Source organism: Saccharibacillus endophyticus (genome assembly GCF_013185185.1).
Lineage (GTDB): Bacteria > Bacillota > Bacilli > Paenibacillales > Paenibacillaceae > Saccharibacillus > Saccharibacillus endophyticus.
Window position 1 is genome coordinate 224576 of the sequence record NZ_JAAZWE010000006.1, and the last position, 22825, is coordinate 247400.

Annotated in this window: 20 protein-coding genes and 1 other RNA gene; all 21 read right to left on the bottom strand. The window is 52.8% G+C overall.

Annotation, left to right across the window (positions count from 1 at the left end; translation table 11 throughout):
* Positions 1 to 2: 2 nt before the first annotated feature.
* Entirely contained in the window at positions 3 to 1157 is a 1155-nt protein-coding gene (locus tag HRQ63_RS20820; RefSeq protein ID WP_172247095.1) for a cysteine desulfurase family protein, read from the bottom strand.
* A 162-nt stretch (positions 1158 to 1319) separates the two neighbouring features.
* Positions 1320 to 2081 (bottom strand): lytic transglycosylase domain-containing protein, encoded by a 762-nt coding sequence (locus HRQ63_RS20825; RefSeq protein ID WP_172247096.1) that lies wholly within the window; start codon positions 2079 to 2081, stop codon positions 1320 to 1322.
* A gap of 98 nt (positions 2082 to 2179) precedes the next feature.
* On the bottom strand, positions 2180 to 2680 hold the full coding sequence (locus tag HRQ63_RS20830) for a DUF3907 family protein (RefSeq protein ID WP_037293421.1): 501 nt from the start codon (positions 2678 to 2680) through the stop codon (positions 2180 to 2182).
* A 1077-nt stretch (positions 2681 to 3757) separates the two neighbouring features.
* An RNA gene (gene rnpB / locus HRQ63_RS20835) (RNase P RNA component class A) lies at positions 3758 to 4174 on the bottom strand.
* Between the two features lie 58 nt (positions 4175 to 4232).
* A complete protein-coding gene (locus HRQ63_RS20840; RefSeq protein ID WP_172247097.1) occupies positions 4233 to 5348 on the bottom strand; it encodes a Nif3-like dinuclear metal center hexameric protein in 1116 nt (371 codons plus the stop codon).
* Positions 5315 to 6085 (bottom strand): tRNA (adenine(22)-N(1))-methyltransferase, encoded by a 771-nt coding sequence (locus HRQ63_RS20845; RefSeq protein WP_172247098.1) that lies wholly within the window; start codon positions 6083 to 6085, stop codon positions 5315 to 5317. Before HRQ63_RS20845 ends, HRQ63_RS20840 begins: the two co-directional genes overlap by 34 nt.
* Complete coding sequence (locus tag HRQ63_RS20850; RefSeq protein WP_172247099.1) at positions 6082 to 6780, bottom strand: hypothetical protein; 699 nt, start codon at positions 6778 to 6780, stop codon at positions 6082 to 6084. Before HRQ63_RS20850 ends, HRQ63_RS20845 begins: the two co-directional genes overlap by 4 nt.
* A gap of 399 nt (positions 6781 to 7179) precedes the next feature.
* The gene (gene rpoD / locus HRQ63_RS20855) at positions 7180 to 8307 is read right to left on the bottom strand and encodes an RNA polymerase sigma factor RpoD (protein ID WP_172247100.1); all 1128 of its coding nucleotides are present in this window, start codon (positions 8305 to 8307) and stop codon (positions 7180 to 7182) included.
* A 46-nt stretch (positions 8308 to 8353) separates the two neighbouring features.
* Positions 8354 to 10300 carry a DNA primase gene (gene dnaG, locus HRQ63_RS20860; protein ID WP_172247101.1) on the bottom strand — a complete coding sequence of 649 codons (1947 nt, stop codon included), beginning with the start codon at positions 10298 to 10300 and terminating at the stop codon, positions 8354 to 8356.
* Positions 10301 to 10331: 31 nt separating this feature from the next.
* Positions 10332 to 10787 carry a YaiI/YqxD family protein gene (locus HRQ63_RS20865; protein WP_172247281.1) on the bottom strand — a complete coding sequence of 152 codons (456 nt, stop codon included), beginning with the start codon at positions 10785 to 10787 and terminating at the stop codon, positions 10332 to 10334.
* A gap of 278 nt (positions 10788 to 11065) precedes the next feature.
* Positions 11066 to 13162: a glycine--tRNA ligase subunit beta gene (gene glyS, locus HRQ63_RS20870; RefSeq protein ID WP_172247102.1), complete on the bottom strand. Its 2097-nt coding sequence runs from the start codon at positions 13160 to 13162 to the stop codon at positions 11066 to 11068.
* Complete coding sequence (gene glyQ / locus HRQ63_RS20875) at positions 13162 to 14043, bottom strand: glycine--tRNA ligase subunit alpha (protein ID WP_172247103.1); 882 nt, start codon at positions 14041 to 14043, stop codon at positions 13162 to 13164. The genes glyS and glyQ overlap by 1 nt, the downstream gene beginning before the upstream one ends.
* A 570-nt stretch (positions 14044 to 14613) precedes the next feature.
* Positions 14614 to 15372 carry a DNA repair protein RecO gene (gene recO, locus HRQ63_RS20880; protein WP_172247104.1) on the bottom strand — a complete coding sequence of 253 codons (759 nt, stop codon included), beginning with the start codon at positions 15370 to 15372 and terminating at the stop codon, positions 14614 to 14616.
* Between the two features lies 1 nt (position 15373).
* A complete protein-coding gene (gene era, locus HRQ63_RS20885; RefSeq protein WP_172247282.1) occupies positions 15374 to 16279 on the bottom strand; it encodes a GTPase Era in 906 nt (301 codons plus the stop codon).
* A gap of 27 nt (positions 16280 to 16306) precedes the next feature.
* Positions 16307 to 16711 carry a cytidine deaminase gene (locus tag HRQ63_RS20890; protein ID WP_172247283.1) on the bottom strand — a complete coding sequence of 135 codons (405 nt, stop codon included), beginning with the start codon at positions 16709 to 16711 and terminating at the stop codon, positions 16307 to 16309.
* Positions 16712 to 16777: 66 nt separating this feature from the next.
* Positions 16778 to 17164 (bottom strand): diacylglycerol kinase family protein, encoded by a 387-nt coding sequence (locus HRQ63_RS20895; RefSeq protein ID WP_172247105.1) that lies wholly within the window; start codon positions 17162 to 17164, stop codon positions 16778 to 16780.
* Positions 17164 to 17664 carry an rRNA maturation RNase YbeY gene (ybeY, locus tag HRQ63_RS20900; protein ID WP_172247106.1) on the bottom strand — a complete coding sequence of 167 codons (501 nt, stop codon included), beginning with the start codon at positions 17662 to 17664 and terminating at the stop codon, positions 17164 to 17166. Before ybeY ends, HRQ63_RS20895 begins: the two co-directional genes overlap by 1 nt.
* 3 nt (positions 17665 to 17667) lie before the next feature.
* Positions 17668 to 19905, bottom strand: coding sequence for an HD family phosphohydrolase (locus HRQ63_RS20905; RefSeq protein WP_172247107.1), 2238 nt, complete (start codon positions 19903 to 19905; stop codon positions 17668 to 17670).
* A 93-nt stretch (positions 19906 to 19998) separates the two neighbouring features.
* Entirely contained in the window at positions 19999 to 20970 is a 972-nt protein-coding gene (locus HRQ63_RS20910; RefSeq protein ID WP_037289968.1) for a PhoH family protein, read from the bottom strand.
* A gap of 207 nt (positions 20971 to 21177) precedes the next feature.
* Complete coding sequence (locus HRQ63_RS20915; protein ID WP_172247108.1) at positions 21178 to 21780, bottom strand: hypothetical protein; 603 nt, start codon at positions 21778 to 21780, stop codon at positions 21178 to 21180.
* 34 nt (positions 21781 to 21814) lie between these two features.
* Positions 21815 to 22822 carry a flotillin-like protein FloA gene (gene floA / locus HRQ63_RS20920; protein WP_172247109.1) on the bottom strand — a complete coding sequence of 336 codons (1008 nt, stop codon included), beginning with the start codon at positions 22820 to 22822 and terminating at the stop codon, positions 21815 to 21817.
* Positions 22823 to 22825: the final 3 nt, after the last annotated feature.

Genomic DNA, 22825 nt, shown 5'->3' on the forward strand with positions numbered 1-22825 from the left:
TATTATCTTTTTCTCCCCTCAAGCGGTGCAAGACGTTCTACGGCACTGCCGATCACTTTCACCAGCTCTCGAATCTCGGATTGCCCATGTTCGTCGCCCAAGCTGATTCGAATACCGGATATCGCTTCTTCATGCCCCCGCCCCATCGCGCTGAGCACACGGCTCGGCTTCTCCGTTTTGGCCGAACAGGCCGATTGGGCGGACACTTGCACTCCAAGCTCTTCCAGCGTATTCAGAATCACCTGAGATTTCAAGCCCGGAAATGTAAAATGTATAATATGCGGCGATGATTGCTCCGGCTCAGTCAATCGAAGTCCGGCATGCCGATTGACTTCGGCCGCAACCGTCTCACGCAGCGTATTCATTTTTTTTGCACGTTCCGTTCGTCCTTCTGCCGCTAAACGGAAAGATTTCGCCGCGCCCACAATAGCTGCCACATTCTCCGTTCCTGCCCGCAGACCGTTTTCTTGACCGCCTCCGGAGAACAGGGGGAGCAAACGAACGCCTTCGCGCACATAAAGAATACCGACTCCCCGCGGCCCGCGGATCTTATGGGCAGATAAACTATACAGGTCGATCCCCGCTTGGTTCAAATCAAGTGAAAGCTGACTAAAACCCTGTACGCCATCGACATGAAAACGGACGCGCGGGTGAAGCTTTTTCAACTGTCGGCCGATTTCGGCAATAGGCTGTACCGCGCCCGTTTCGTTGTTCACATGCATCACGCTAACAAGCGCCGTGTCTTCTCGAACAGCAGCCAGCACGGCTTGGGCGGACACGACACCGTCAGCTCCAGGCATTACGTAAGTGGCTTCAAACCCCAACTCCTCTAACTGCTGACAACTTTCATATACGGAAGCATGTTCGATCGCTGTCGTTACGATATGTTTTTTCCCGTCGCTTCGACCCAGCATCATGCCTTTAATCGCCAGATTGTTGCTCTCGGTGGCGCCGGAAGTGAAAACGATCTCTCCGGGCTTCACGCCTCCGATAGCAACCGCACACACCTCTCGTGATCGTTCCAGCAGCTTCGACGCCGCTTCTCCGCCCCGATGGATCGACGACGGATTTCCGCTATGCGCTTCCATCACCTCGGCAATGGTACGTATGACATCCGGATCAGTCGGGGTCGACGCCGCTTGGTCAAAATTCAACATGCTTTGAACCTTCTTTCCTTACGTCGATTCTTATATCTTAACGCGTATCGCCGATTCTTCCAAACGGCAAAAAGATCAAAAAGGATAAGCCGGCATCTCGTCTCGACAAGACAAGCTACAAGCAGCTTTCCCTCTTTGATCTTTACCTGATCCTGGAACGTCTCAGATATATTTGGCTTGGGCAGATTCAACCCGGCCGATATATTTCTGCGTTTCGCGCGGAAGTTGATCGAACTTGGCGTTCAGATCTTCTTCGGTACGGATTCCAAGACGTTGAAGCGTTCCGGGTCCTGCATTATAAGCAGCAAGTGCAAGACGCTGGGAGCCTCCGAAGCGAATCAACATCGAAGCGATATAGCTGGAACCGCCATTGATGTTCTGTTCGGGATCGAAGGAATTCGTTACGCCCAGGCCGGCAGCCGTGCCGTCCATCAACTGCATCAAGCCTTTCGCTCCGGCTCCGGATTGCGCATTCGGATTAAACGAAGACTCCGCATCGATGATTCCGTTGATAAGCGATTGCGGAATGCCGTATTTGGCACTCGCGGCTTGCACGATGTCCGCGTATTGCGCCGCTCCCGTATTCGGCGTACCCGATCTTACCTTGGGTTCCGATACCTGCGGCATCTCGATCTTGGCAGACGAACCGTCCAACGAAGAAGCTCCGTTTAACGACATCGCGCCTTTTTTGAGCGAATCGACCTGATCGGCAGGCAGCGAAATGGCCGCCAGCGTCTTGAGCAGTTCTTCCGCGGAGATCGAACTTGTCCCGGACTGCTCCATTTTTTGCTGCAAAAGCGCCGCGAAAACAGAAGAGTCGATCTTGCCCTGTGCCATATTATTGAGAGAAGACTTGTCCAAATTCATGCTATCCATCCATTGGAATTCGATAAGCTGCTTGGCTGTCTTCGGTTCGATAATCATCGGTAGCATTCCCCTTCCTCGGTGTTAAATCCAGCTTAGACCCGACAGACCAGGTTTGCAAAGGGACTTACGGACCGGTTATCCGGGATTCCGTCTATTTACGAGCGCGGCGCGCTCATGCGACGCTGGCTCAAATAATCGCTTTCGTAATAGTCCAGGTCATCGCGCAGCTCTTCATATGTTTTGGTTACGTCGAGAATGATCTCGCGCGCCGGAGCGGCAATCTGTCTGCGGAAACGAATCGCTTCCTGCCCCGTGTACGCGTAACGGCCATCTTCGGCGTAACATTCGTTTTTCGGATAAAAGAAACTATTGATGACGTTATGGTACACCTTGTACAGTGTATCTTCCGCGGAATTCACGTCGAAATTGGCCCGACGAAGCAGCACCCCGATTTTTTCGGAGGACGTTTCCGAGAACACGAGCAGATGGCGAAGATCAGACAAAAATCCCTTGTAGTAAGCAACTTCTTCCTCGTCCTGCGACTCCGCAAGCTGAGGCAGCGAATACTCGTTCAAAAAAGCTTCGACTCTCAGACTGGCGGCTTTCAACTTTTCTCTGGTTGATTCACATAATTTCTGTACGTTAGGCGCTGACATAACGGCGTTTCCCCCTTGGTATTTGATCGCGCGCTCGGCGCGAACCGGGCTTCCTTGCAAACCCAATTCTTGCTCCGTCCATCGTAGCATAAATTTTAAGCAAAAGCATCCGGCGCGCAGGCAATAAAGCTAACTGATAAACAATAGTTATCAGTTGCGAAGGTAGCGACACATCGAGTCGCAAGCGGATCATTCGCAACCAGTTGCGAAGGTAGCGACACATCGAGTCGCAAGCGGACCATTCGCAACCAGTTGCGAAGGTGGCGACATGCAGAGTCGCTTATTAAATTCCTATCCGTAAGGAAACCTAGCGGCTGCGGGAGAAATTCGTTAGCGTATGCTTTCGATGTGCCTTTCTTCGAAAGGCTTCAGGTCGCGTGTTGCATTTGGGAAGCTGGATTGGATTTGAATAAGGAAACTTCCCAAATGCAAAGGCGAACGCCAATAACATATGCTTCCGAAGTGCATTTCTTCGAAATGCTTCTCCTACACTGAATTTCTCCCTTCGCCTATTGGCATTGTTAAAGTCTAAGCCATTTGAAATTCAAGATTGCTTATGTTCTTGGTTTTGGACTGATACCTAAGCTCTTTATCATGACGTCGTTTATATCCTCAGCATCTAAGAGAAGTTCATATTACATGCAATGCGCTTTATTGCACACTTCTAGCATAAATCGATCCCTGCCTGACTTTCTTATTCAAGTTGATGTTTTGTGCACATTTTTCAATAAAAAGAGCCATTTGGGCTTTTTGAATAAGAAAATGTGAGCCTATCATCAATATTCGTTCTTAAAGCAGGATTCTCTCGATTTTTTTTGACGTAACCTCAACATTTGAATCTGTGAGCCATTAAATTAGCCGTTCACCTTTTACTTAACCGCCATGCCGATTTCAAAACTTTTCGGCGATTCTTGCGACCGTCTTGGAATAAAACGATCGCAACGCAAAACGGCGTCCGGTACCTTCTTAATGAAGGTACCGGACGCCGCCGATCGGATTGTTCGTGCAAACAATTCTCACGTTTCTTGAAGCAGCCGATTGCTCGGTCGATCAAGAAGCTTGTCGGGTTGCGTCAGTTCGGAAAGTTTACCGTAAGCCGGGTTCTGTGCTGCTTTGCGGTGCAGACGGGAACTACCCTCCCGCTTTGAGCGACAATCATCTGTCTAGGCCGTTTATTGCTAAACGGCTCAAGCGACCAACCTAAACGCACCCCGGGCAAGGGCTGTTTCCGGCAAAGCCGAAAACCGCGTTTCATTAGGTCTTGCTCCGGATGGGGTTTACCAGGGACGAAGTCACCAGCGCCCCTCGGAGTCTCTTACACTCCGGTTCCACCCTTACCTGTGCACGCCCGGAGGCGGCCATCGGCGGTCCATTTCTGTGGCACTAATCCTTCAGCTCGCGCTGACTGGACGTTATCCAGCATCCTGCCCTACGAAGCCCGGACTTTCCTCCCGTGCCGCCTTACGCGACACCGGCGATTGTCTGTTAAACTTCCCTTAAGCAACGGCATTTAGTATACCTCAAAAAAATGCAGGTGACAAGCGTTTTTTCTTTACACGAATCGGAAAGGTTCCGTGTTGGGTTCCGACGCATGCACAGTCGTTTCGCTGCCGTTCTCGGCCAGCATTCGACCCAGCAAATCCGCTACTTCGCGCTTCATGATTTTCTCCGAATTATGTCCCGGATCGATAATCGCAAGCCCGGCCATCAGCGCGTCATGCGCCGTATGATAGTCGATGTCGCCGGTAATCAGCACATCCGCGCCTTGGCGAATCGCGTGATGAATGTATCGACTGCCCGAGCCGCCGAGTACGGCTGCTTTTTTCACCAAACGTTCCGGGTCCCCCACAACGCGAGCCGCAGGCACGTCGAAGCCTTTTTTCACGACTTCGGTCAATTCCGCCAATGTCTTCGGTTCTGCCAGTTTGCCGATGCGTCCGAGTCCGTACGACTTGCCTTTTTGTTCAACCGCGTACAGGTCGTAAGCCACTTCCTCGTAAGGATGAGCCTTGAGCATCGCTTGTACGGCTTTGGAACGCAGGTTTTCCGGAAGAACCGTCTCGATTCGAACTTCCTCCACGCGCTCCAACTTGCCTACGCTGCCCTGATGCGGATTCGCACGATCGCCCGGCAGGAACGTTCCGGTTCCCTCCGTATTAAAGCTGCAGTGCGAATAATTACCGATTGCTCCTGCTCCGGCAGCAAGAATAGCGTCCAATACGCTTTGATGATGCGTTTTCGGGACATAGACGACCAATTTGTATAGCTGCTCGCTCTGCAGCTCTTCAAGCGGCTTCGGATCTACGATTCCAACCAAGCTCGCCATCCAGTCGTTCATGCCGCCTTCCGCTACATCCAGATTGGTATGGCTGATATAAACGGCGATATCATGCTTGATGAGTTTCTCGTATAGAGCGCCCATCGGTGTATCCGTGCGCAGATTGGCAAGAGGACGGAAAATGATCGCATGATGGGCCACGATCAGGTTTGCGCCGAGCAAAATCGCCTCATCCACAATTTCCGGCGTGACATCCAGCGCAACCAGAACTTTCGTAATTTCCTTATTCAACGTGCCAAGCTGCAAACCGATTTTATCGTTCTCGACAGCCAATGATTTCGGCGCGAATTTTTCCATCAATTGAATGACGGTTTGTCCTTTGGCAAGCATGCCAGCACCTCCTTAAGTCGTTCGATATGACGCTCAAGGGCTTCTTTCTTACCTCTTGCATCATCGGTGTCCGAGCGCCCCATTGAACCGGCAACCCGCTCCAACTTGGCAATCTCGCCGATCCATTTTTCATGAAACACAGGTGAAGCCGCACGCACAAGAAAAGGACCGAAATCGAGCAATTGCTCGCGGTCGAGCGTTACCGAAGGTTCTCCGACCGTTGTATCCGCATAAAGCTTGGCATTTTCCTCTTCCGCCGACTCGCTGCGATCACCTGTCAGTACCTCATAGATTTTGCCGTCTTCCTCCAGGATCGTCTCGCCGCGAAGCAGCCATCCCTCTTGCAGCAGCCAGCGGCGAACCAAATCTTCCCCTACGTTCGGCTGCAAAATCAGACGGCTCACGCCCTCCAGCTTGGACTTTCCTTCAGTCAGAATGCGAACGATCAATGCGCCGCCCATGCCTGCAATGGTAATCACGTCCGCTTCTCCTGCCTGAATCGCAGCTAAGCCATCTCCGAGTCTTACGGAAATTTTGTCTTGCAGTCCCGCTGCCGCGACTTGCTTCGCAGCAGCATCGTAAGGCCCGCGATTCACTTCTCCCGCAATGGCCGAAACCACTCGCCCTTCCTGCACGGCACATGTCGGCAGCAACGCATGGTCAGAACCGATATCCGCCAGGCGGCTGCCGGGCGGAATCAGTTTGCAAATCGTGTTTAATCGTTGTGATAATTTCATACAGACACCCACGCAATCCATTTTTTTCGCCAGATAAACAAGAATATAAAGGCCAACGCCAACTTGCCCAGAATGTACAAAATGATTCCGTCCGGTGCATTTTGGCGCAGCAGCAAGCTGTCGAGCTCAGGCATGAACCAGAGCGTCACGCCGACCGCAAAGTAGATGGAAGCAAAACGCTTCGCCTTATGATGAGCAAGCCAGCTAAGCCAGAGCAGCAGCGCGCTAAGCGGCAGCCACAGCAACTGAAGCATCGGCCAAGACGCTCCGGGATTCATTTGTCCGAAAAATTTCGCGTATAACAGAATCAAAGCTCCCCAGCCGCTATAATGCAGCAGGCCGCTCGGAACGATCATGCCTACGGCGAGCCATACGACCGCGCATGCCGCTATCAGACCAAGCATGGACATCTCCACGGGCCAGCCATTCAATCGAATCATCCAGGCACCTAGGGCAAGCAGCACAAGGCTGCCGATCGCATACAGCATTTGCCCGCCCATACCGCCCATCCAGGCTCTTCCCCTGGCGTATGTACCGAGCCCGTAGCAGAATGAGACAAGCGCAGCGATCGCCGCCGCTTGAAACGGCCAGTCTAAAATCCGGAAGTAGAATCCGATCAGGAAAATCAAAGCCACGCTAACAAACGAGAGTGCCCACAGCTTAAAATTACCCTGCTGCAGGGATGAAACCGACAACGTGCTTTTTTTCTTCGGCTGCGTTTGCTCATCATCATATAAGTTTAACAAAAAATCGCAATAATGTTCGGGTAAAAGTTTACCTTTACGCCAATTTTCGATTTCCATAATGATGACTCTCTTTTTTTCCCGTTCCAAAAGCGCTCCTCCTTATAGGGCCAGTCTTTAATCACGTACCGCTGCTGAAGCCGTTCTCATTTTTATATCGGCAAATCGCTTCGCTACGATTACCCGCAAGCCGCCAAGCGTTTACGCTTTGCTTATTGTACCCAAAAAAAATCGATTCGCCTATCAGGCAGGATGCACGGATAGCCGGGACTTTTGGGCGAGCCGCTCCCAAAAATCGACGCTTTGCGCAAAAAACCGCCGGAGCAGCGCCCCGGCGGTCTGATCGGTCATTTATTCCAGGAAATCTTTAAGTCTTTTGCTGCGGCTCGGGTGGCGAAGCTTGCGGAGCGCCTTGGCTTCGATCTGACGAATGCGTTCGCGCGTAACGCCGAATACCTTGCCGACTTCCTCAAGGGTGCGCGTGCGTCCGTCATCCAGACCGAAACGCAGTCTGAGCACGTTCTCCTCACGGTCAGTCAATGTATCGAGCACGTCTTCCAACTGCTCCTTGAGCAGCTCGTAGGCAGCAGCATCCGCCGGAGCCAACGCTTCCTGGTCTTCGATGAAATCACCGAGGTGCGAATCGTCTTCTTCACCGATAGGCGTTTCCAGCGAAACCGGTTCCTGGGCGATCTTCATGATCTCCCGAACCTTCTCTACGCTAAGTTCCATTTCGGCGGCAATTTCTTCCGGCGAGGGCTCTCGGCCAAACTCCTGCAACAACTGCCGGGAAACCCGGATCAGCTTGTTGATCGTCTCGACCATATGAACCGGAATCCGAATGGTCCGGGCCTGATCGGCGATCGCCCGGGTGATGGCCTGGCGAATCCACCAGGTGGCATACGTACTGAATTTGAACCCTTTTTTGTAGTCGAATTTCTCTACCGCTTTGATGAGGCCCATATTGCCTTCCTGGATCAAGTCAAGGAACAACATGCCTCGTCCGACATAGCGTTTGGCAATACTGACGACGAGACGAAGATTCGCTTCCGCCAGACGGCGCTTGGCTTCTTCATCGCCTTCTTTGATGCGCTTTGCCAAGCCCACTTCATCGTCGGCGGAGAGCAAGGGAACGCGCCCGATTTCCTTGAGATACATCCTTACCGGATCGTTGATCTTAATACCCGGCGGCAGTGCGAGATCGTCTTCGAATTCCGATTCCTCGCTACCTTCTCGTTCGCTTCTCAAACGCGGACGTTCTTCTTCCTCGTCGCTTTCGTCTCCTACTTCAATTCCAAGGTCACCTAGCTGTTCATAGAACTCGTCGATCTGTTCGGGATCTTGATCGAACGGAGACAATTTCTCGGCGATCTCCTTATAGCTGAGATGCGATCTTTTTTTGCCAAGTTCGATCAATTGTTCCTTCACCTGGTCGAGAGTCAGTTCGCCTTCCAATTCCGTATGTTGCTCATTCGCCATTCTGAGACTCCCTCCTCCCCGGATTCCGAACGGAAAAACGCGTTCGCTATTGCCGTTCCAGGGCTATGATTTCACTTGCGATTCGAGCAGCGAGCAGGAAATCACCATCTTTTTCGGCGCGCATCATTTCTTCGCGTTTGCGCTCAATGCCACGCAGTTGGGGCACCTTGCGGACTTCCCGGATGCAATCGTCAAGTACCTGCTCGTTCCACTCACGCGGGCCTTCCATCATAACGATGGCGCTAACCGCCTTCTCCAACTTCTCGTCCTGCAAGGAAGAAATGAAGCGGCTGCTGTCAGGCTCGCGGTCCTGCGCGTAAAAAGCATAAAGATAAGCGGATATGGCCGCATGTTCGGGCAAATTGAACTCGTTTCCGAGTCGCTGCTCCACATAATCGGATGCTTGACGGTCCTGAAGCATGAAGAACAGCAAACGCCGCTCAGCAGTTTGATGAGCAGGCAATAAATCGCGGTTCGGACGTGCCCGGCGTTGTTGCGGGAAAAAATCTTCTTCGGAATTTCCGCCGCCTCCGAAGTTCCCTTTTTTTCCGTAACCGCCTTTATTGGCATAATCGCCGCGATCGCGACCTTTGCCGCCATACTGTCCTCCGCGACCGCCTTGTTTGGAACCCGGATAAGCGGGGCCCGGATCTTCCTGCCCCGGAGCCGGCCTGCTCTGCTCCTGACGGATCAGGTTGCAATCCTGCTTGAGGCTATCGAAGGAAACATCGACTTCGGAAGACAATTCCCGCAGATAGACTTCGCGCTCGGTCGGCGAACTCAGGGCGGCAATAACCGGCAATGCCGCTCTCGCATAATCCACGCGACCGCTTTCTTCCGTCAATCGGTGACCCCGGCGCAGATTAGCCAAACGGAACTTCGTGGTCGAAGCCGCATCCTCCACGACCTGACGGATAAAACGTTCTCCGCCATTGGAACGAATATAATCGTCGGGGTCTACGCCGGGCGGCAGCATCGCGATCTTCACTTGCAAGCCTGCCTGTTCCAGAATCGGAATACTTTTCAGTGCCGCATTCTGACCTGCATTGTCTCCGTCGTAGCAGACAAGCACTTCGTCCGCCGTAGTCTTGATCATGGCTGCATGTTGGTCGGTAAGCGATGTGCCCATGGTTGCGACTCCGTTATGCACACCGGCTTCCCAAGCCGCGATGACGTCACCGTAACCTTCGAATAAGACGGCCTGACGCTGCTTGCGAATCGCGCTTCGTGCCTGCCCAAAATTATACAACACCCGACTTTTGTTAAATAATCGGCTCTCCGGCGAGTTCACATACTTCGGATGTCCTTCACCGAGTATTCGCCCGGCAAAAGCAATGGTCTTGCCGCTTCGGTTGGCTATCGGAAACATGATCCGGCCGCGAAAACGGTCAACGTACCCGTCTCCGTTTTGTTTGGCTGAAATCAGCCCGCCCTTCTCCATTTCCGCCAGATCGAATGAACGCTTATCCAAGAACTGAACGAGCGTATCCCAACGATCCGGTGCGAATCCGATACCGAACTGGTCGATCATTTTGTCGCCGATACCGCGCCCGCGCAAATATTCCAGCGCCGGACGGCCGTGCTCCGTGTTTTTCAACAAAAAATGATAGAATTTTTCGCTCCATTCATACGCCTGAAGGAGACGTCCGGTTTCTCGGTCTTGAGGCGATTCCGGCTTTCCAGCGGTATTCTGGAAAGGAATATGCGCCTCCTCCGCCATAATCTTCACAGCTTCGGGGAAAGATAGTCCTTCGATTTCCATCCTGAATTTGATGGCGTTGCCCCCCATGCCGCAGCCGTAGCAGTAGAAGATTTGGCGATCCGGCGTCACCGTAAAAGAAGGGGTCTTTTCGGAATGGAACGGGCATAGGCCTTTCATATACTTCCCCTGTTTGGTCAGATGTACATGTCTGCCAACCGTTTCGACGATATCGTGCTGCGTCAGCACCGCATCGATCGTTTCCTCCGGAATATTTCCGTATTCCGTACTCATAGTAACCACCTTCTAATGAAAATAATATTCGCTATACCTGCTGCTTCTCCTGCAAATCATGTAAAAGTTTTAAACATTTTTCCGAGAAAACAGCCCGATCCTCCGCCGTGAACTTTTTCGGCCCTTTGGTTCGGCCTCCTCCGCGGCGCACTTTTGCACTCGTATGTCGGCGATCCAACAAAAACTCAATGTTGTCCGCATCGTAAACGACGCCTCTTTCCGACATTGCATAAGCACGCTTTGCCAAGACAAGAGCAGCCAAGCCATAATCCTGCGTGACTACCAAATCTCCCGCTCGCAGATGGTTGACGATATACAGATCGGCACTTTCTTTTCCGCGATCCACCCTTACGACTTGCACACCGACTTCTTCGCGCAGCATATGATCGTATGAAGAGACCAACACTACGGGGACGCCAACTTTTGACGCCGCATGTTTGATCTCGTCCTTAACCGGACAAGCATCGGCATCGACCATGATACGCATGCTTTCCGCTTTGGCTTCCACAATAGCCTCCCTTCATCCGGACGCGATACCCTGCTTTGCGGCCTCCGCCCGAACCTATGCGAAAAACGGAACGTTTCCCGCCGTATGCTTGGAGAAGCGAGAACCGTCAGGCTCTACGCTTCCCAAGCGGAAGAGAAACAATTCATCCGGTACCGCCGTATGACGACCGACCTTGCTCTCTGCGCGGGAAAAATTCCGTATCGGGTTATTATTCAATTGGCGCAAAAAGCAGTTGTCCTACCTATTTTACATCGTTCTTACTGCCAAACCAACTTTCCGAAATCGGCAAATTGTTTGAGGTCGCCATCAACGGCTGCAAGCAGAGCCAAGCGGTTGGCACGGACCTTTTCATCCTCTGCCATTACCATTACCCGGTCGAAGAAGGTGGTAATCGGTTGCTTGAGCCCCGACAGTGCGGTCAATTCGGCCGCGGCCGCCGTCATGGCTCCTTCTTCTTCGGCGTAAGCCCAAGTTTCGCGTTGTCCGTGCAGCAGTTTCCACGATTCGAACAGCTCGCGCTCCGCTTCGTCTTCGAACAGTTCCGGCTTCACTTCGCGCTCTTGCGCTTTTGCGGCCAGATTGCTTGTACGCGTGAACGATTCGACCGTGGTCTTGAAATCCTCTTCATTTTGAACGGCGTTCATCAAGGCGCTGCCGCGGGCAACAATCGCCGGAATGTCTCCGAAGCCTGCTGCTATTACCGCGTCCACCACGTCGTAACGGAGGTTGTCCGACAGCAATTTTTTCACGCGGAGTTCGAAGAAGTCGCGCAGGACTTTGCGCACTTCGTCTGCCGTCCGTTTCAAATTGCCCGCTTGCTCATGCACGGCGATCGACAAGTCGAACAACTGCTCCAGCGTCAGGTCCAGATCATGATCGAGCAGAATCTGCACGATGCCTGCCGCTTGGCGACGCAGCGCGTACGGGTCCTGCGATCCGGTCGGGACGATGCCGATACCGAAGAATCCGACGATCGCATCGGTTTTGTCCGCCAGACTGACCACCGAACCCGCGATCGAAGCCGGGACGGATTCACCTGCAAAACGAGGCTGGTAGTGTTCGAACACGGCACGGGCCACTTCTTCTTTTTCGCCTGCTTTGCGCGCATAATCTTCGCCCATCACGCCTTGAAGCTCAGGGAATTCGTAGACCATTTGCGTAACCAGGTCGAATTTGCAAATATCGGCCGTACGGCTGATATTTTGCGAAGCTTCGCTGTCCAATTTCAGTTGCGAAGCAATGCTGTCCGCAGTCTGACGAATCCGGCGAACTTTGTCTCCCGTGCTGCCCAGATCTTCATGGAAAACGACGCTCTCCAGCTTCGCCAAGAAATCTTGAATCGCGACTTTCTGATCTTCTTCGTAGAAGAACTTCGCATCGGACAAACGGGCACGCAGTACTTTCTCATTGCCTTTCGCAATGACATCCAACGATTTGGCATCGCCGTTTCGCACGGTTACGAAGAACGGAAGCAGTTTGCCTTCGGCGTCCAGCACCGGGAAATAACGTTGGTGCTCGCGCATGGATGTAATCAACACTTCCTGCGGAATGTTCAGGAACGATTCTTCGAACGTGCCGAACAATGCGGTAGGCGTCTCGACAAGGAACAAGACTTCTTCGAGCAAATCTTCCTTGATCGCGATATTCCATTTTTTTTGTTCAGCGAGATCGCGAATTTGCTTCAGGATCAACGCTTCGCGTTCTTCGACATCCACCAGTACATGTTGGCCGCGCAGCGCTTCGACATAATCGGAAGCCTGCGAAATCGACGTCTCGCTGCCGAGGAAACGATGTCCGCGCGATACGCGGTTCGTCGCCACGTCCGTGATTTCGAAAGGCACGATCTCTTCGCCGAACAAAGCCACCATCCAGCGAATCGGGCGGATAAAGCGGAAATCATACGTGCCCCAACGCATGTTTTTCGGGAAGGTTAGCGAAGAGATCATGCTCTTCAGGCCTTCCGGCAGCAGCGCGGACGCTTCCTGTCCGTTCAGGCTTTTCGTCGCGTAAATGTATTCTACGCCGCCAAGCTCCTTGAACGTGAAATCGCTCGCTTCGACGCCTTGGCTGCGGGCAAAGCCCAGAGCGGCCTTCGACCAGTCGCCGTTCGCGTCCTGCGCGATTTTGCGGGAAGGGCCTTTCACTTCTTCGTTCACGTCGTCCTGCTTCTCCGCTACGCCGCGAGCCAGAACGGCAAGGCGGCGAGGCGTTGCATAAGCTTCGACTTTATCGTAGCTCAGACGCGATGCGTCCAACCATTTTTCCGTTTTCTCGCGCAGCTGGTTCATTGCGGCGCGCAGGAAGCGGGCCGGTACTTCTTCAAGTCCGATTTCGAGCAACAGATCTTTTGCCATTACGCTTCCACCTCTTTCTTAATGAGCGGGAAGCCCAGCTTCTCGCGTTCCTCGACATAAGCAGCCGCGACTTTGCGAGCCAGGTTACGCACTCTTGTAATATAGCCGGTCCGTTCCGTAACGCTGATCGCTCCGCGCGCGTCGAGCAAGTTAAAGGTATGCGAACATTTCAATACGTAATCGTAAGCCGGGAAAACGAGGTTTTCGTTCGCCGCGCGTCCCGCTTCCTGCTCGTACATGTTGAACAGGGTGAACAGCATTTGAGCGTCGGACAGCTCGAATGTGTATTTGGAATGCTCGTACTCCGCTTGACGGTAAACGTCGCCATACGTCATGCCTTCCACGTATTCCAGATCGAACACGTTCTCTTTATCTTGAATATACGAAGCCAGACGCTCCATGCCGTACGTGATTTCAACGGCTACCGGATTCGTTTCCATGCCGCCCACTTGTTGGAAATACGTGAATTGCGTAATTTCCATGCCGTCCAGCCAGACTTCCCAGCCCAGACCGGCGCAGCCCAATGTCGGGTTCTCCCAGTTGTCCTCGACAAAACGGATGTCGTGGATCAGCGGATCGACGCCGAGTGCTTTCAGGCTGTCCAAATACAGTTCCTGAATATTGTCTGGCGAAGGCTTGATGATGACCTGGAATTGGTGATGCTGGTACAAACGGTTCGGGTTTTCCCCGTAGCGTCCATCGGACGGACGGCGCGAAGGCTCGACGTAAGCGACTTTCCACGGCTCGGGTCCCAGCGATCTCAAATACGTCATCGGGTTCATCGTGCCGGCGCCTTTTTCGGTATCGTAAGGCTGTGCGTTAATACATCCCTGTTCCGCCCAAAACTGCTGAAGCGTCAGGATCATGCTTTGAAAATTCATCGTAAGCACTCCTTTATCAATTGGATCGGCTGAACGGACGGGGGGATTTTTGCGATCGGAAAAAGTTAAAAAAATACGCAAAAAACTCCCGTCCTTACGCCTGATTAGACAGACGTAGGGACGAGAGTTAGTTGTGCATCGTGAAAGAAAGACATTTATCAGGAAGAGAACACTCTGTTCGAAAAAGACCTTTAAATTCATCTTTGATAAATTTTAGTTGAGGTCAAGTTCAAGAGCTCTGATAAATGCATCTTCGATGCACATCTTCCGTTAATCGCGTCAAGCATTCAATGTTGAACGCCAGTTCGGACTCAATTAACGTAATAACACCCGCGGTTCCACCCTACTTGAATGCGCGGCGATCGTTGCACGATCACGAATCGCATTCCTCTTTTCCGTACGCTTGACGTATCGCTCGCTCCCGGAAATGCCTGATCATGGGTATCGCGGTTCGTCCAGGCTTGCACTCTCCCCGGCTCGCTGCCAAAAAACCGTATCTTGATCCCATGCTTTCCGTTCAACGCGTGACGAGACGTTCAGCAATGTTACCTTATTGTAAGGCTGTAAGACTTATTTGTCAAAGCCGTAGTTGTCCAACTGATCGAGAAAACGTTTGGATTTCAGGTTGATGCCGATATGCTCGCGCATCAAAGCTTCCATCACTTTTTTTAACTCGAGTTTGGTCTCCGGTTTGACGTCCACGTTGCCGAGTCGGCGCAGATCGAGTCTTGCAAACACGCGCAGCAGCGATAAAGCCCGGCCCGTGACCGGAACGGCGTACGGATCGGCAGCGCGGAACGGAATGCTGAGCACGCCTCCGAGCCTCGGGCTGATCAACGCATCGCCTTCGACGTGACGCTGACTCGCCGAGCAGATTTCAAGCTCCGGACCGTAGCCCGAAGCTTGCAGCATTTTCATCTCGAAAAGCCGGGTCATGACTTCGGGATCTTTCCCCTCCCGCAGCCCGCTTAAAAAGGCGAGCAGCTGCTCGAACCAAAAGCTTCCGGCGTCCTCGTCCTGCAACCCCCTGTCGATCAGCTCGCAGGCGTATGCGCCGTGCGCAGCCATGACCAGGTCTTCGCGCAGCTTGTGGTTGGACTCGATAATCTCGCCGTCATTCAGCGTTCCGAGCCCGCTCCCGCCGCGGAAGAAGCTGAATATGCCATACGTAAAAGGTTGGGTCAGCGAAGCATGGCGACTTTTGACTTTTTTCGCTCCGCGGACGAGTACGCCGATTTTGCCGTGCGTCTGCGTGCAAAGCGTAATGATCTTGTTCGTCTCCCCGTAGTCCATAGCCCGGATCACGATACCTTCGAGACGGTACAACATCCTAAGCGTCCCGGTGGAAGCCCAGATCGCGCAGAACGCGGTCTTGGTTGCGCCAATCCTTTTTCACTTTGACCCATAGCTCCAGGAAAATCTTCGAACCGAGCAGGTTTTCGATGTCCTGACGAGCCCGCTTGCCGACTTCTTTCAACATCGCGCCTTGTTTGCCGATGACGATGCCTTTTTGCGAATCGCGCTCGACGAAAATGACGGCTCCGACGGAAACGACGCCGTTATCCTGCTTTTTCATGTCTTCGATCGTAACGGCAATGGAGTGCGGAATTTCTTCGCGCGTCATTTGAAGGATTTTTTCGCGGATCAATTCGGCAATAACGAATTGTTCCGGGTGATCCGTGATTTGGTCTTCCGGATAATACTGCGGGCCTTCCGGAAGATACTTGCCGAGCTGCTCCATCAACGTGTCCACGTTATTGCCGAATTTGGCCGAAATCGGTACGACTTCCGCAAATTCGTACAGCTTGCGATATGTCTCGATCAAAGGCAGCAGCGCTTCCGGCTCGACCAGATCGATTTTGTTCAAAATCAGGAATACGGGCGTTTTGATCTTGCCCAACTGCTCGATGATATAACGGTCGCCGCCGCCGATGCCTTCGGCCGCGTCGATCAGGAACATTGCCGCTTCGACTTCGCCCAGCGTATTCAGCGCCGTATTATTCATAAAATCGCCAAGCTTGGATTGACGTTTATGAATGCCCGGGGTATCCAGGAAAACGATTTGCTTGCCGTTATCCGTATACACCCCGTGAATTTTATTGCGTGTCGTTTGCGGTTTATCGGACATGATCGCAATTTTTTGCCCGATAATTTGGTTCATCAGCGTCGACTTGCCGACATTCGGCCGACCGACGATCGCGACGAATCCGGATTTGAAGCCTTTTCTGCTCTCCATCATATTCCTCCTCTTGATGTCTTGTCGTTATTTATCCAGATCCCACGGTCCGAACGCGTCCGGCAGCAGCTCTCGGATCGTTGTCTCGCGGGTTTCACCCTTCAGATTGCCAAGCACGACCGGCATATCCGGCTTGCACAATTCAACCAATACCTGACGGCATACGCCGCACGGCGCAATCGGTCCGTCCGTATCGCCTATGACAGCCAGCATGGCGAAACTTCCCGGTTGATGACCGTCGGCCACCGCACTGAACAACGCTGTACGCTCCGCACAGTTCGATGGTCCGTATGCCGCATTTTCAATATTGCAGCCGTGATGGATATGTCCATGCTCGTCGAGCAGGGCAGCACCTACTTTGAATCCCGAATAGGGCACATAGGCCTTGTCTCGGGCTTTGATTGCTTCCTGAATAAGTACAGCTGCATCGATTGCCATGATTGTGTTGCCCCTCTCCGCTTCATCTAAGTGGAATTCTATTGTACACCCGCAAAGCCCCTACAACCAGCCCCATGATTTGGCGAGAGTCAGCAGCGGCGGCACAAAAACGATCAATCCGATCAGGGCGGCAAAAAACGCGGAGGCCAGCACGGCCCCCGCGGCAGCGTCCTTGGCTTTTTTCGCCAATGGATGAAGCCGGTCTCCAACCGTCAAATTAACGGCGGCTTCGACGGCCGTATTCATCAACTCCGCCGATAAGACCAACCCGATCGCCAGACACAACAGCCCCCAGTCCAACCTTGGAACCCGCAGCAGCGCACCCAGAAGCAGCACAGCTGCGCACAGCGCCAGATGCACTTTGAAATTCCGCTCCGTCGAAGCCGTCGCCCGAACGCCATCCCAGGCATTTCGGAACACATCCCCCCAGGTACGCCGCTTTTCCATTAGCGCGTCAGTCCGATTTGCTGCAGGACCGCTTCCTGTTTGCCCATCATAACCGCTTCGTCCTCCGGCGTCTGATGATCGTAACCCAGCAAATGAAGGAATCCGTGCACGAATAAGAAGCCCAACTCGCGTTCAACCGAATGTCCGTAATCTTCGCTTTGCGCAATGGCGCGCGGCACGGAGATGATGATATCGCCCAGCATTTCGTCAAACTCCGGACCCACTTCGTCTTCCGTTTCCACTTCATACGTGATTTCCGGTTCTTCGCCTACAGATTCGCGCATCGCGAAAGACAAAACGTCGGTGGGACGATCGATATTGCGGAACTCTTTGTTCAAACGGTGAATTTCTTCATCATCGACGAAAGTCAGCGCTACTTCTCCGTCGGTCACGCCTTCTACGGCTCCTGCCGCGACCAGCAGTTTATTCAATTGCGCAATCAGCTCTTCACTGATTTCATACTCGCTTTGTTCGTTGCTCCATTCCAGCTGCAGACTCATGCGTCAGTTCTCCTTTGTCTTGGGCTTAACCTCTTCGGGATATTCGATCCGCGAGTGGAAGATCCCCATTACCGCTTCTTTGAGCGTTTTGGCGACCACGTCAAGCTCTTTGAGCGTAATATCGCACTCATTGAACTGTTGATCGTCCAAACGACTCTTGATGATTTTGCCGATCATGGATTCTACCTGGTCGATGGTCGGCTTATGCAGGGAACGTACGGCAGCTTCGACGCTGTCCGCGATCCCGACGACCGCTGCTTCTTTCGACTGGGCTTTCGGACCCGGATAACGGAATTCCGCCCCCGTGAAGTCCGGCTCCACGCCGCGCTCTTCCGCCTGCTTCAACGCTTTCTGGTAAAAGAAATACAAGAAAGTCGTTCCGTGATGCTGTTCGGCGATATCGCGGATGCGTTTAGGAAGCTTATATTCCTTTTGCATTTCCACGCCGTCTCTGGCATGCGCGACGATAATCGATTTACTGAGCTTGGGATCGATGGAATCGTGCGGATTCTCGATGTTATTCTGATTTTCGATAAAGTAGCTTGGACGCTTTGTTTTACCGATATCATGATAATACGAGCCGACCCGGCACAATAGTCCGTTCGCGCCGATCGCCTCGGCCGCCGCTTCCGACAAGTTGCCGACCATGACGCTGTGGTGATAAGTCCCCGGCGTTTCGATCAACAGTTTGCGCAGCAGCGGATGGTTCGGGTTCGACAATTCAACCAGCTTAAGGGCCGACAAGATCCCGAACGTCACTTCGAAGAAAGGCATCAGGCCGATTGTCAGAATCGCAGTCAACAATCCCGAAGCCAAAGCGAATGCGACCGGATAAAGAATGGTGCTGCGATTCAGGTCGGCGTCGCCGATCAACGACAACGCCAATACGGCAACGGCTCCGAACAAGCTCACCATGATCCCGGCTTTGAGAATCGTAGAACGCTGGCTGGCTTTATGTACCGTAAAGATCGCCGCATAAGAGACAACCAAGGTATAGAAGCCGAAATGGAAGTCGAAAATGCCCGTGCCGGATTGCCCCGCGTTCAGCACAATGCTTGCCAACACCGAGAAAATAATGGCGCTGAAATAAGCAAACGAATTATTGAGCAGCAGCGTAATGAGCGTACAGCCTATCGCGACCGGAGCCAGGTACCCGACATACTTCGACGTATCGCTCTGTACCAGAGCCGTCAGATGCATCGCGATCAGCATGATGAAATAGATGAGTACGATCATCAATAACTGCGGATTATCGTAACGGAATTCCGTTCCGCTCTGACGAGTGAACAGGAACAAACCGAAAGCAAGCAGGACGGACAGCAGAAGCAAGCCGAACTGGGGCCAGTAATTGATCTCCGTTTTCAACATGTCGTTTTCTTTGAGCAAATTGTACGTGTCCTGCGTAATGATGTCGCCGCGCTGCACCAGCACTTCACCCTGATCGATATAGACCGTTTCGGTGTTTTCCCGTGCTTGCACCGCCGCTTCTTTCGTTGCTTCTTCATCGTAAAAACGGTTCGGCGTGATCGAAAGCTTGATCAACTCCTGCACCACTTCGCGCGAAGTCCGATCGGTAAGCGTACTTCGGCTGACGAATTCCGCAACCTGGGCTCTCGCCGTCTGTGCATCCGTGACCTGATCGCTCATCAAGCGAGACACGATTCCTGTCGCTTCCGACTTCATTTGCTGAATTTGCGTCGGTGTCAAAGAAGGAATCTTGTAAAAAGTCTCTTCCGGAATATCGTATTCCTGCTCGCCTACCCGTGTTCGAACTTCTTGCAAAAGCGTCGAGGAATAGGCTCCGTTGTTACCGCTATTGCGGATCGAGTTTGCCATGAACTGGCTAACCTTCTGCGGAAGTTCTTCCCTGTAGATCTCGATCTTATTCGCGGCGGTCAATTGATCATCCTGATTCAATGTATCAATCCGGTCAAGCAGCTGACTGATCAGCGTATCGTTACGCAGCGAGAAGATTCGGTACACTTGTTGAACTTTTTCGGCCGCTTCCTCCTGCGCCTGAAGCGTCGCTTTGCTGTTCGGAATCTGCGCCGGCGCCAAAATTTCTTTGTCGCTTGGCATGTTAACCTGAATATCGTACTTTTCAGGCATGAGTTTAGGATACAGTCCGACGTAAAACATCAGCGTCAAAAGCAGGAACAAGATAAGTTTGAAGACCCCGCTGCTTTTCCAACCAGACAGTTTGGGATCGGTTTTGCGTTTCCATTTTTCTTTTGAAGCCATATGGAAGAACCTCCGGTATTAGACTCCTGAGCTCGTTCGCAAATGAACAGGTACTCTGCCCGACTTCATTCGGACAGAGTACGGGAACAGCTTTTACTCGATGCTTTCCGCCGCTTTTTCGTAAGCCACGATGATTTTTTGCACCAACGAATGGCGCACGACATCTTCTTCGGCAAACGTAACGAAGCCGATATCCGAAATTCCGTTCAAGATCAGACGAGCTTCGACCAGACCCGACTTTTTGCCGCGCGGCAAGTCGATCTGCGTCACGTCGCCCGTAATCACCATCTTGGAACCGAATCCCAAACGCGTCAGAACCATTTTCATTTGCTCCGGCGTCGTATTCTGCGCTTCGTCCAAAATGATGAACGCATCTTCAAGCGTGCGACCGCGCATATAGGCGAGCGGCGCGATTTCGATCAGGCCGCGTTCCAGCGCTTTGGCGACCTGATCGGTGCCCATGATGTCGTACAGCGCATCATAAAGCGGACGCAGATAAGGGTCGACTTTTTCTTGCAGATCGCCCGGCAGGAAGCCCAGGCTTTCACCCGCTTCAACCGCAGGACGGCTGAGCACGATACGTTTGACCAGTCCTTCTTTGAGCGCAGTGACCGCCAACACGACAGCCAAATATGTTTTGCCGGTACCGGCCGGGCCGATGCCGAACACGATGTCTTTTTTCTTGATCGTAGTTACGTAATGTTTTTGTCCGATCGTTTTGGGACGAATCGGCTTGCCTCGGAACGTCAGGGCAATTTCTCCCTTGAACAAATCAAGCAGTTGATCGGCCCGGAAATCTTTGGCCAATTCCAATGCATACTGCACGTCGCGTTCCGTTAAGTTATAACCGTTACGCACCAATTGAAGCAATACGTCAAACAGATGCTCCAATTGGTCTGTCTCCTGCTGCGGTCCGTGAACGGCGATCTCTTCTTCCCGGCTGTCGATACGCGCTTTGAACTGCCGTTCGATCATCTTGAGATACGTGTCTTGCGGACCAAACAGGGCCAATCCTTCCCCCGCGTTATGCAACGGGATCTTGATGCTTCTCGTCTGTTCTGTCAAAAGCTCTCAGTCTCCTTAATCGATGTAGTATCCAGCTTCGGCATAGATTGTTATTCCTCAACTGTACCATTCTCCGACTCCCCTTGCAAAAGATTTCGGGCGGGTTTTTTACGGATCAGGACCGGGAGAAATACAAAAAGCCGGCCTATCCGTTTGAGGCGGAAAAGGCCGGCAGCCTCACGATCCGAAGATCGGGACTCCGCAGAGTTATCTGCGTCCGGAGGAATACGGCTTTCTTGCGCGGGGCGAACCCAGAACTTCGGCCCAGAGGACGCCTTTGCGCAGTTCGTTTGCTGTCGGGTTGGACATTAGCGATGAAGCCGTTGCCGTCCGAACCGAAGGAGCATTGTTGTTCGAAGCCGAATTTTTCGACGTTAATGAATTTCTTCGAGAACCGGAAGCGGCACGTTCAATTTGGCGGGAAGCATTTTCTACATTGTGCTCTCGCCGCTGCATCGAACGTTGTTCGCGCAGTCTTTTTTCGACCTCCCCTTTCAGTTGGCGGGAGGCCTGATCCAGATTAGTCCGTTCCATCTGCTTGCCGCGTTCTTGCGAGCCTGCATTCCGGTCCGCACGGCCATTTCTTTGGTCGGTCGGCGCGCCAGAAAACGGAGACTGACGTTCGCCGTTCGTTGTCTGCGTCCGGCGTGCCGGATTTCCTTGCCCTTGCGGAGAGGCACCACGCCCCCCGAAAGGTTCGCCGCCTCCATTGGGCTTCGCATTCTTTTTACCGAATACGGAAATCAGCGCACCCGCAATGATAACGACGATAAAAAGGTTGCTTGTGATCCATTCCAAGAACTGGGGCATAGACTCCCCTCCTGTTCTGCCTTTTGCTTACCTTTTACTTATTGTTGTGCGGGTCTTGCTTGTCGACATGGGTTACGTTCATACCGCCCAGCGATCCGCGCATTTCCGTATCCGCTTCGAGATTCTTCATGTTCAGGTAGTCCATAACGCCCAGTTTGCCGCCGCGCAGCGCTTCGGCCATGGCGATCGGAACTTCGGATTCGGCTTCTACGACGCGCGCTTTCATCTCGATTACGCGTGCGTTCATCTCTTGTTCTTCCGCTACGGCCATTGCGCGGCGCTCTTCGGCCTTCGCCTGAGCGATACGTTTGTCGGCTTCCGCTTGTTCCGTTTGCAGGAAGGCACCGATATTTTTGCCTACGTCCACGTCCGCGATATCGATCGACAGGATTTCAAAAGCGGTACCCGCATCCAGACCCTTTTCCAAAACAGTACGAGAAATCTTATCCGGATTCTCCAAGACTTCCTTGTGCGTATCACTGGAACCTACCGTACTAACGATACCTTCGCCGACGCGGGCAATGATCGTTTCTTCGCCCGCACCGCCGACGAGACGGTCGATATTCGCACGGACCGTAACCCGGGCAATAACGACAACTTCAATACCGTTTCTAGCTACGGCCGAAATGCTCGGTGTTTCGATTACGCGCGGGTTTACGCTCATCTGTACGGCTTGCAATACGTCACGACCTGCCAGGTCGATTGCAGCAGCGCGTTCGAACTCGAGCGGAATGTTCGCACGGTGTGCGGCAATCAGGGCGTTAACGACCCGGTCGACATTACCGCCCGCCAAATAGTGACTCTCGAGCTGGTTGATCGTCAAGCTCAAACCTGCCTTGTGCGCCTTGATCATCGGATTGACGATTCGAGCCGGCGTAACGCGACGCAGTCGCATCGCGACCAGCGTGATAATGCCAATTCGCAGACCGGAAGCCAATGCGGAAATCCATAGTGCTACCGGGAAAAAGCTGAAGAAAATGCTCAAAACAATAATACCGACCACTACGATAAGCAGCGGGCCGATCCATGCTGCGTCTGCCATAAG

Excerpts from the sequence above, each read along its gene's own strand:
- HRQ63_RS20820 (WP_172247095.1), bottom strand. The coding sequence starts at position 1,157 with ATGTTGAATTTTGACCAAGCGGCGTCGACCCCGACTGATCCGGATGTC.
- HRQ63_RS20825 (WP_172247096.1), bottom strand. The coding sequence starts at position 2,081 with ATGATTATCGAACCGAAGACAGCCAAGCAGCTTATCGAATTCCAATGG.
- HRQ63_RS20830 (WP_037293421.1), bottom strand. The coding sequence starts at position 2,680 with ATGTCAGCGCCTAACGTACAGAAATTATGTGAATCAACCAGAGAAAAG.
- HRQ63_RS20840 (WP_172247097.1), bottom strand. The coding sequence starts at position 5,348 with ATGCTTGCCAAAGGACAAACCGTCATTCAATTGATGGAAAAATTCGCG.
- HRQ63_RS20845 (WP_172247098.1), bottom strand. The coding sequence starts at position 6,085 with ATGAAATTATCACAACGATTAAACACGATTTGCAAACTGATTCCGCCC.
- rpoD (WP_172247100.1), bottom strand. The coding sequence starts at position 8,307 with ATGGCGAATGAGCAACATACGGAATTGGAAGGCGAACTGACTCTCGAC.
- dnaG (WP_172247101.1), bottom strand. The coding sequence starts at position 10,300 with ATGAGTACGGAATACGGAAATATTCCGGAGGAAACGATCGATGCGGTG.
- HRQ63_RS20865 (WP_172247281.1), bottom strand. The coding sequence starts at position 10,787 with ATGCGTATCATGGTCGATGCCGATGCTTGTCCGGTTAAGGACGAGATC.
- glyS (WP_172247102.1), bottom strand. The coding sequence starts at position 13,162 with ATGGCAAAAGATCTGTTGCTCGAAATCGGACTTGAAGAAGTACCGGCC.
- glyQ (WP_172247103.1), bottom strand. The coding sequence starts at position 14,043 with ATGAATTTTCAAAGCATGATCCTGACGCTTCAGCAGTTTTGGGCGGAA.
- recO (WP_172247104.1), bottom strand. The coding sequence starts at position 15,372 with ATGTTGTACCGTCTCGAAGGTATCGTGATCCGGGCTATGGACTACGGG.
- era (WP_172247282.1), bottom strand. The coding sequence starts at position 16,279 with ATGGAGAGCAGAAAAGGCTTCAAATCCGGATTCGTCGCGATCGTCGGT.
- HRQ63_RS20895 (WP_172247105.1), bottom strand. The coding sequence starts at position 17,164 with ATGGAAAAGCGGCGTACCTGGGGGGATGTGTTCCGAAATGCCTGGGAT.
- ybeY (WP_172247106.1), bottom strand. The coding sequence starts at position 17,664 with ATGAGTCTGCAGCTGGAATGGAGCAACGAACAAAGCGAGTATGAAATC.
- HRQ63_RS20905 (WP_172247107.1), bottom strand. The coding sequence starts at position 19,905 with ATGGCTTCAAAAGAAAAATGGAAACGCAAAACCGATCCCAAACTGTCT.
- HRQ63_RS20915 (WP_172247108.1), bottom strand. The coding sequence starts at position 21,780 with ATGCCCCAGTTCTTGGAATGGATCACAAGCAACCTTTTTATCGTCGTT.
- floA (WP_172247109.1), bottom strand. The coding sequence starts at position 22,822 with ATGGCAGACGCAGCATGGATCGGCCCGCTGCTTATCGTAGTGGTCGGT.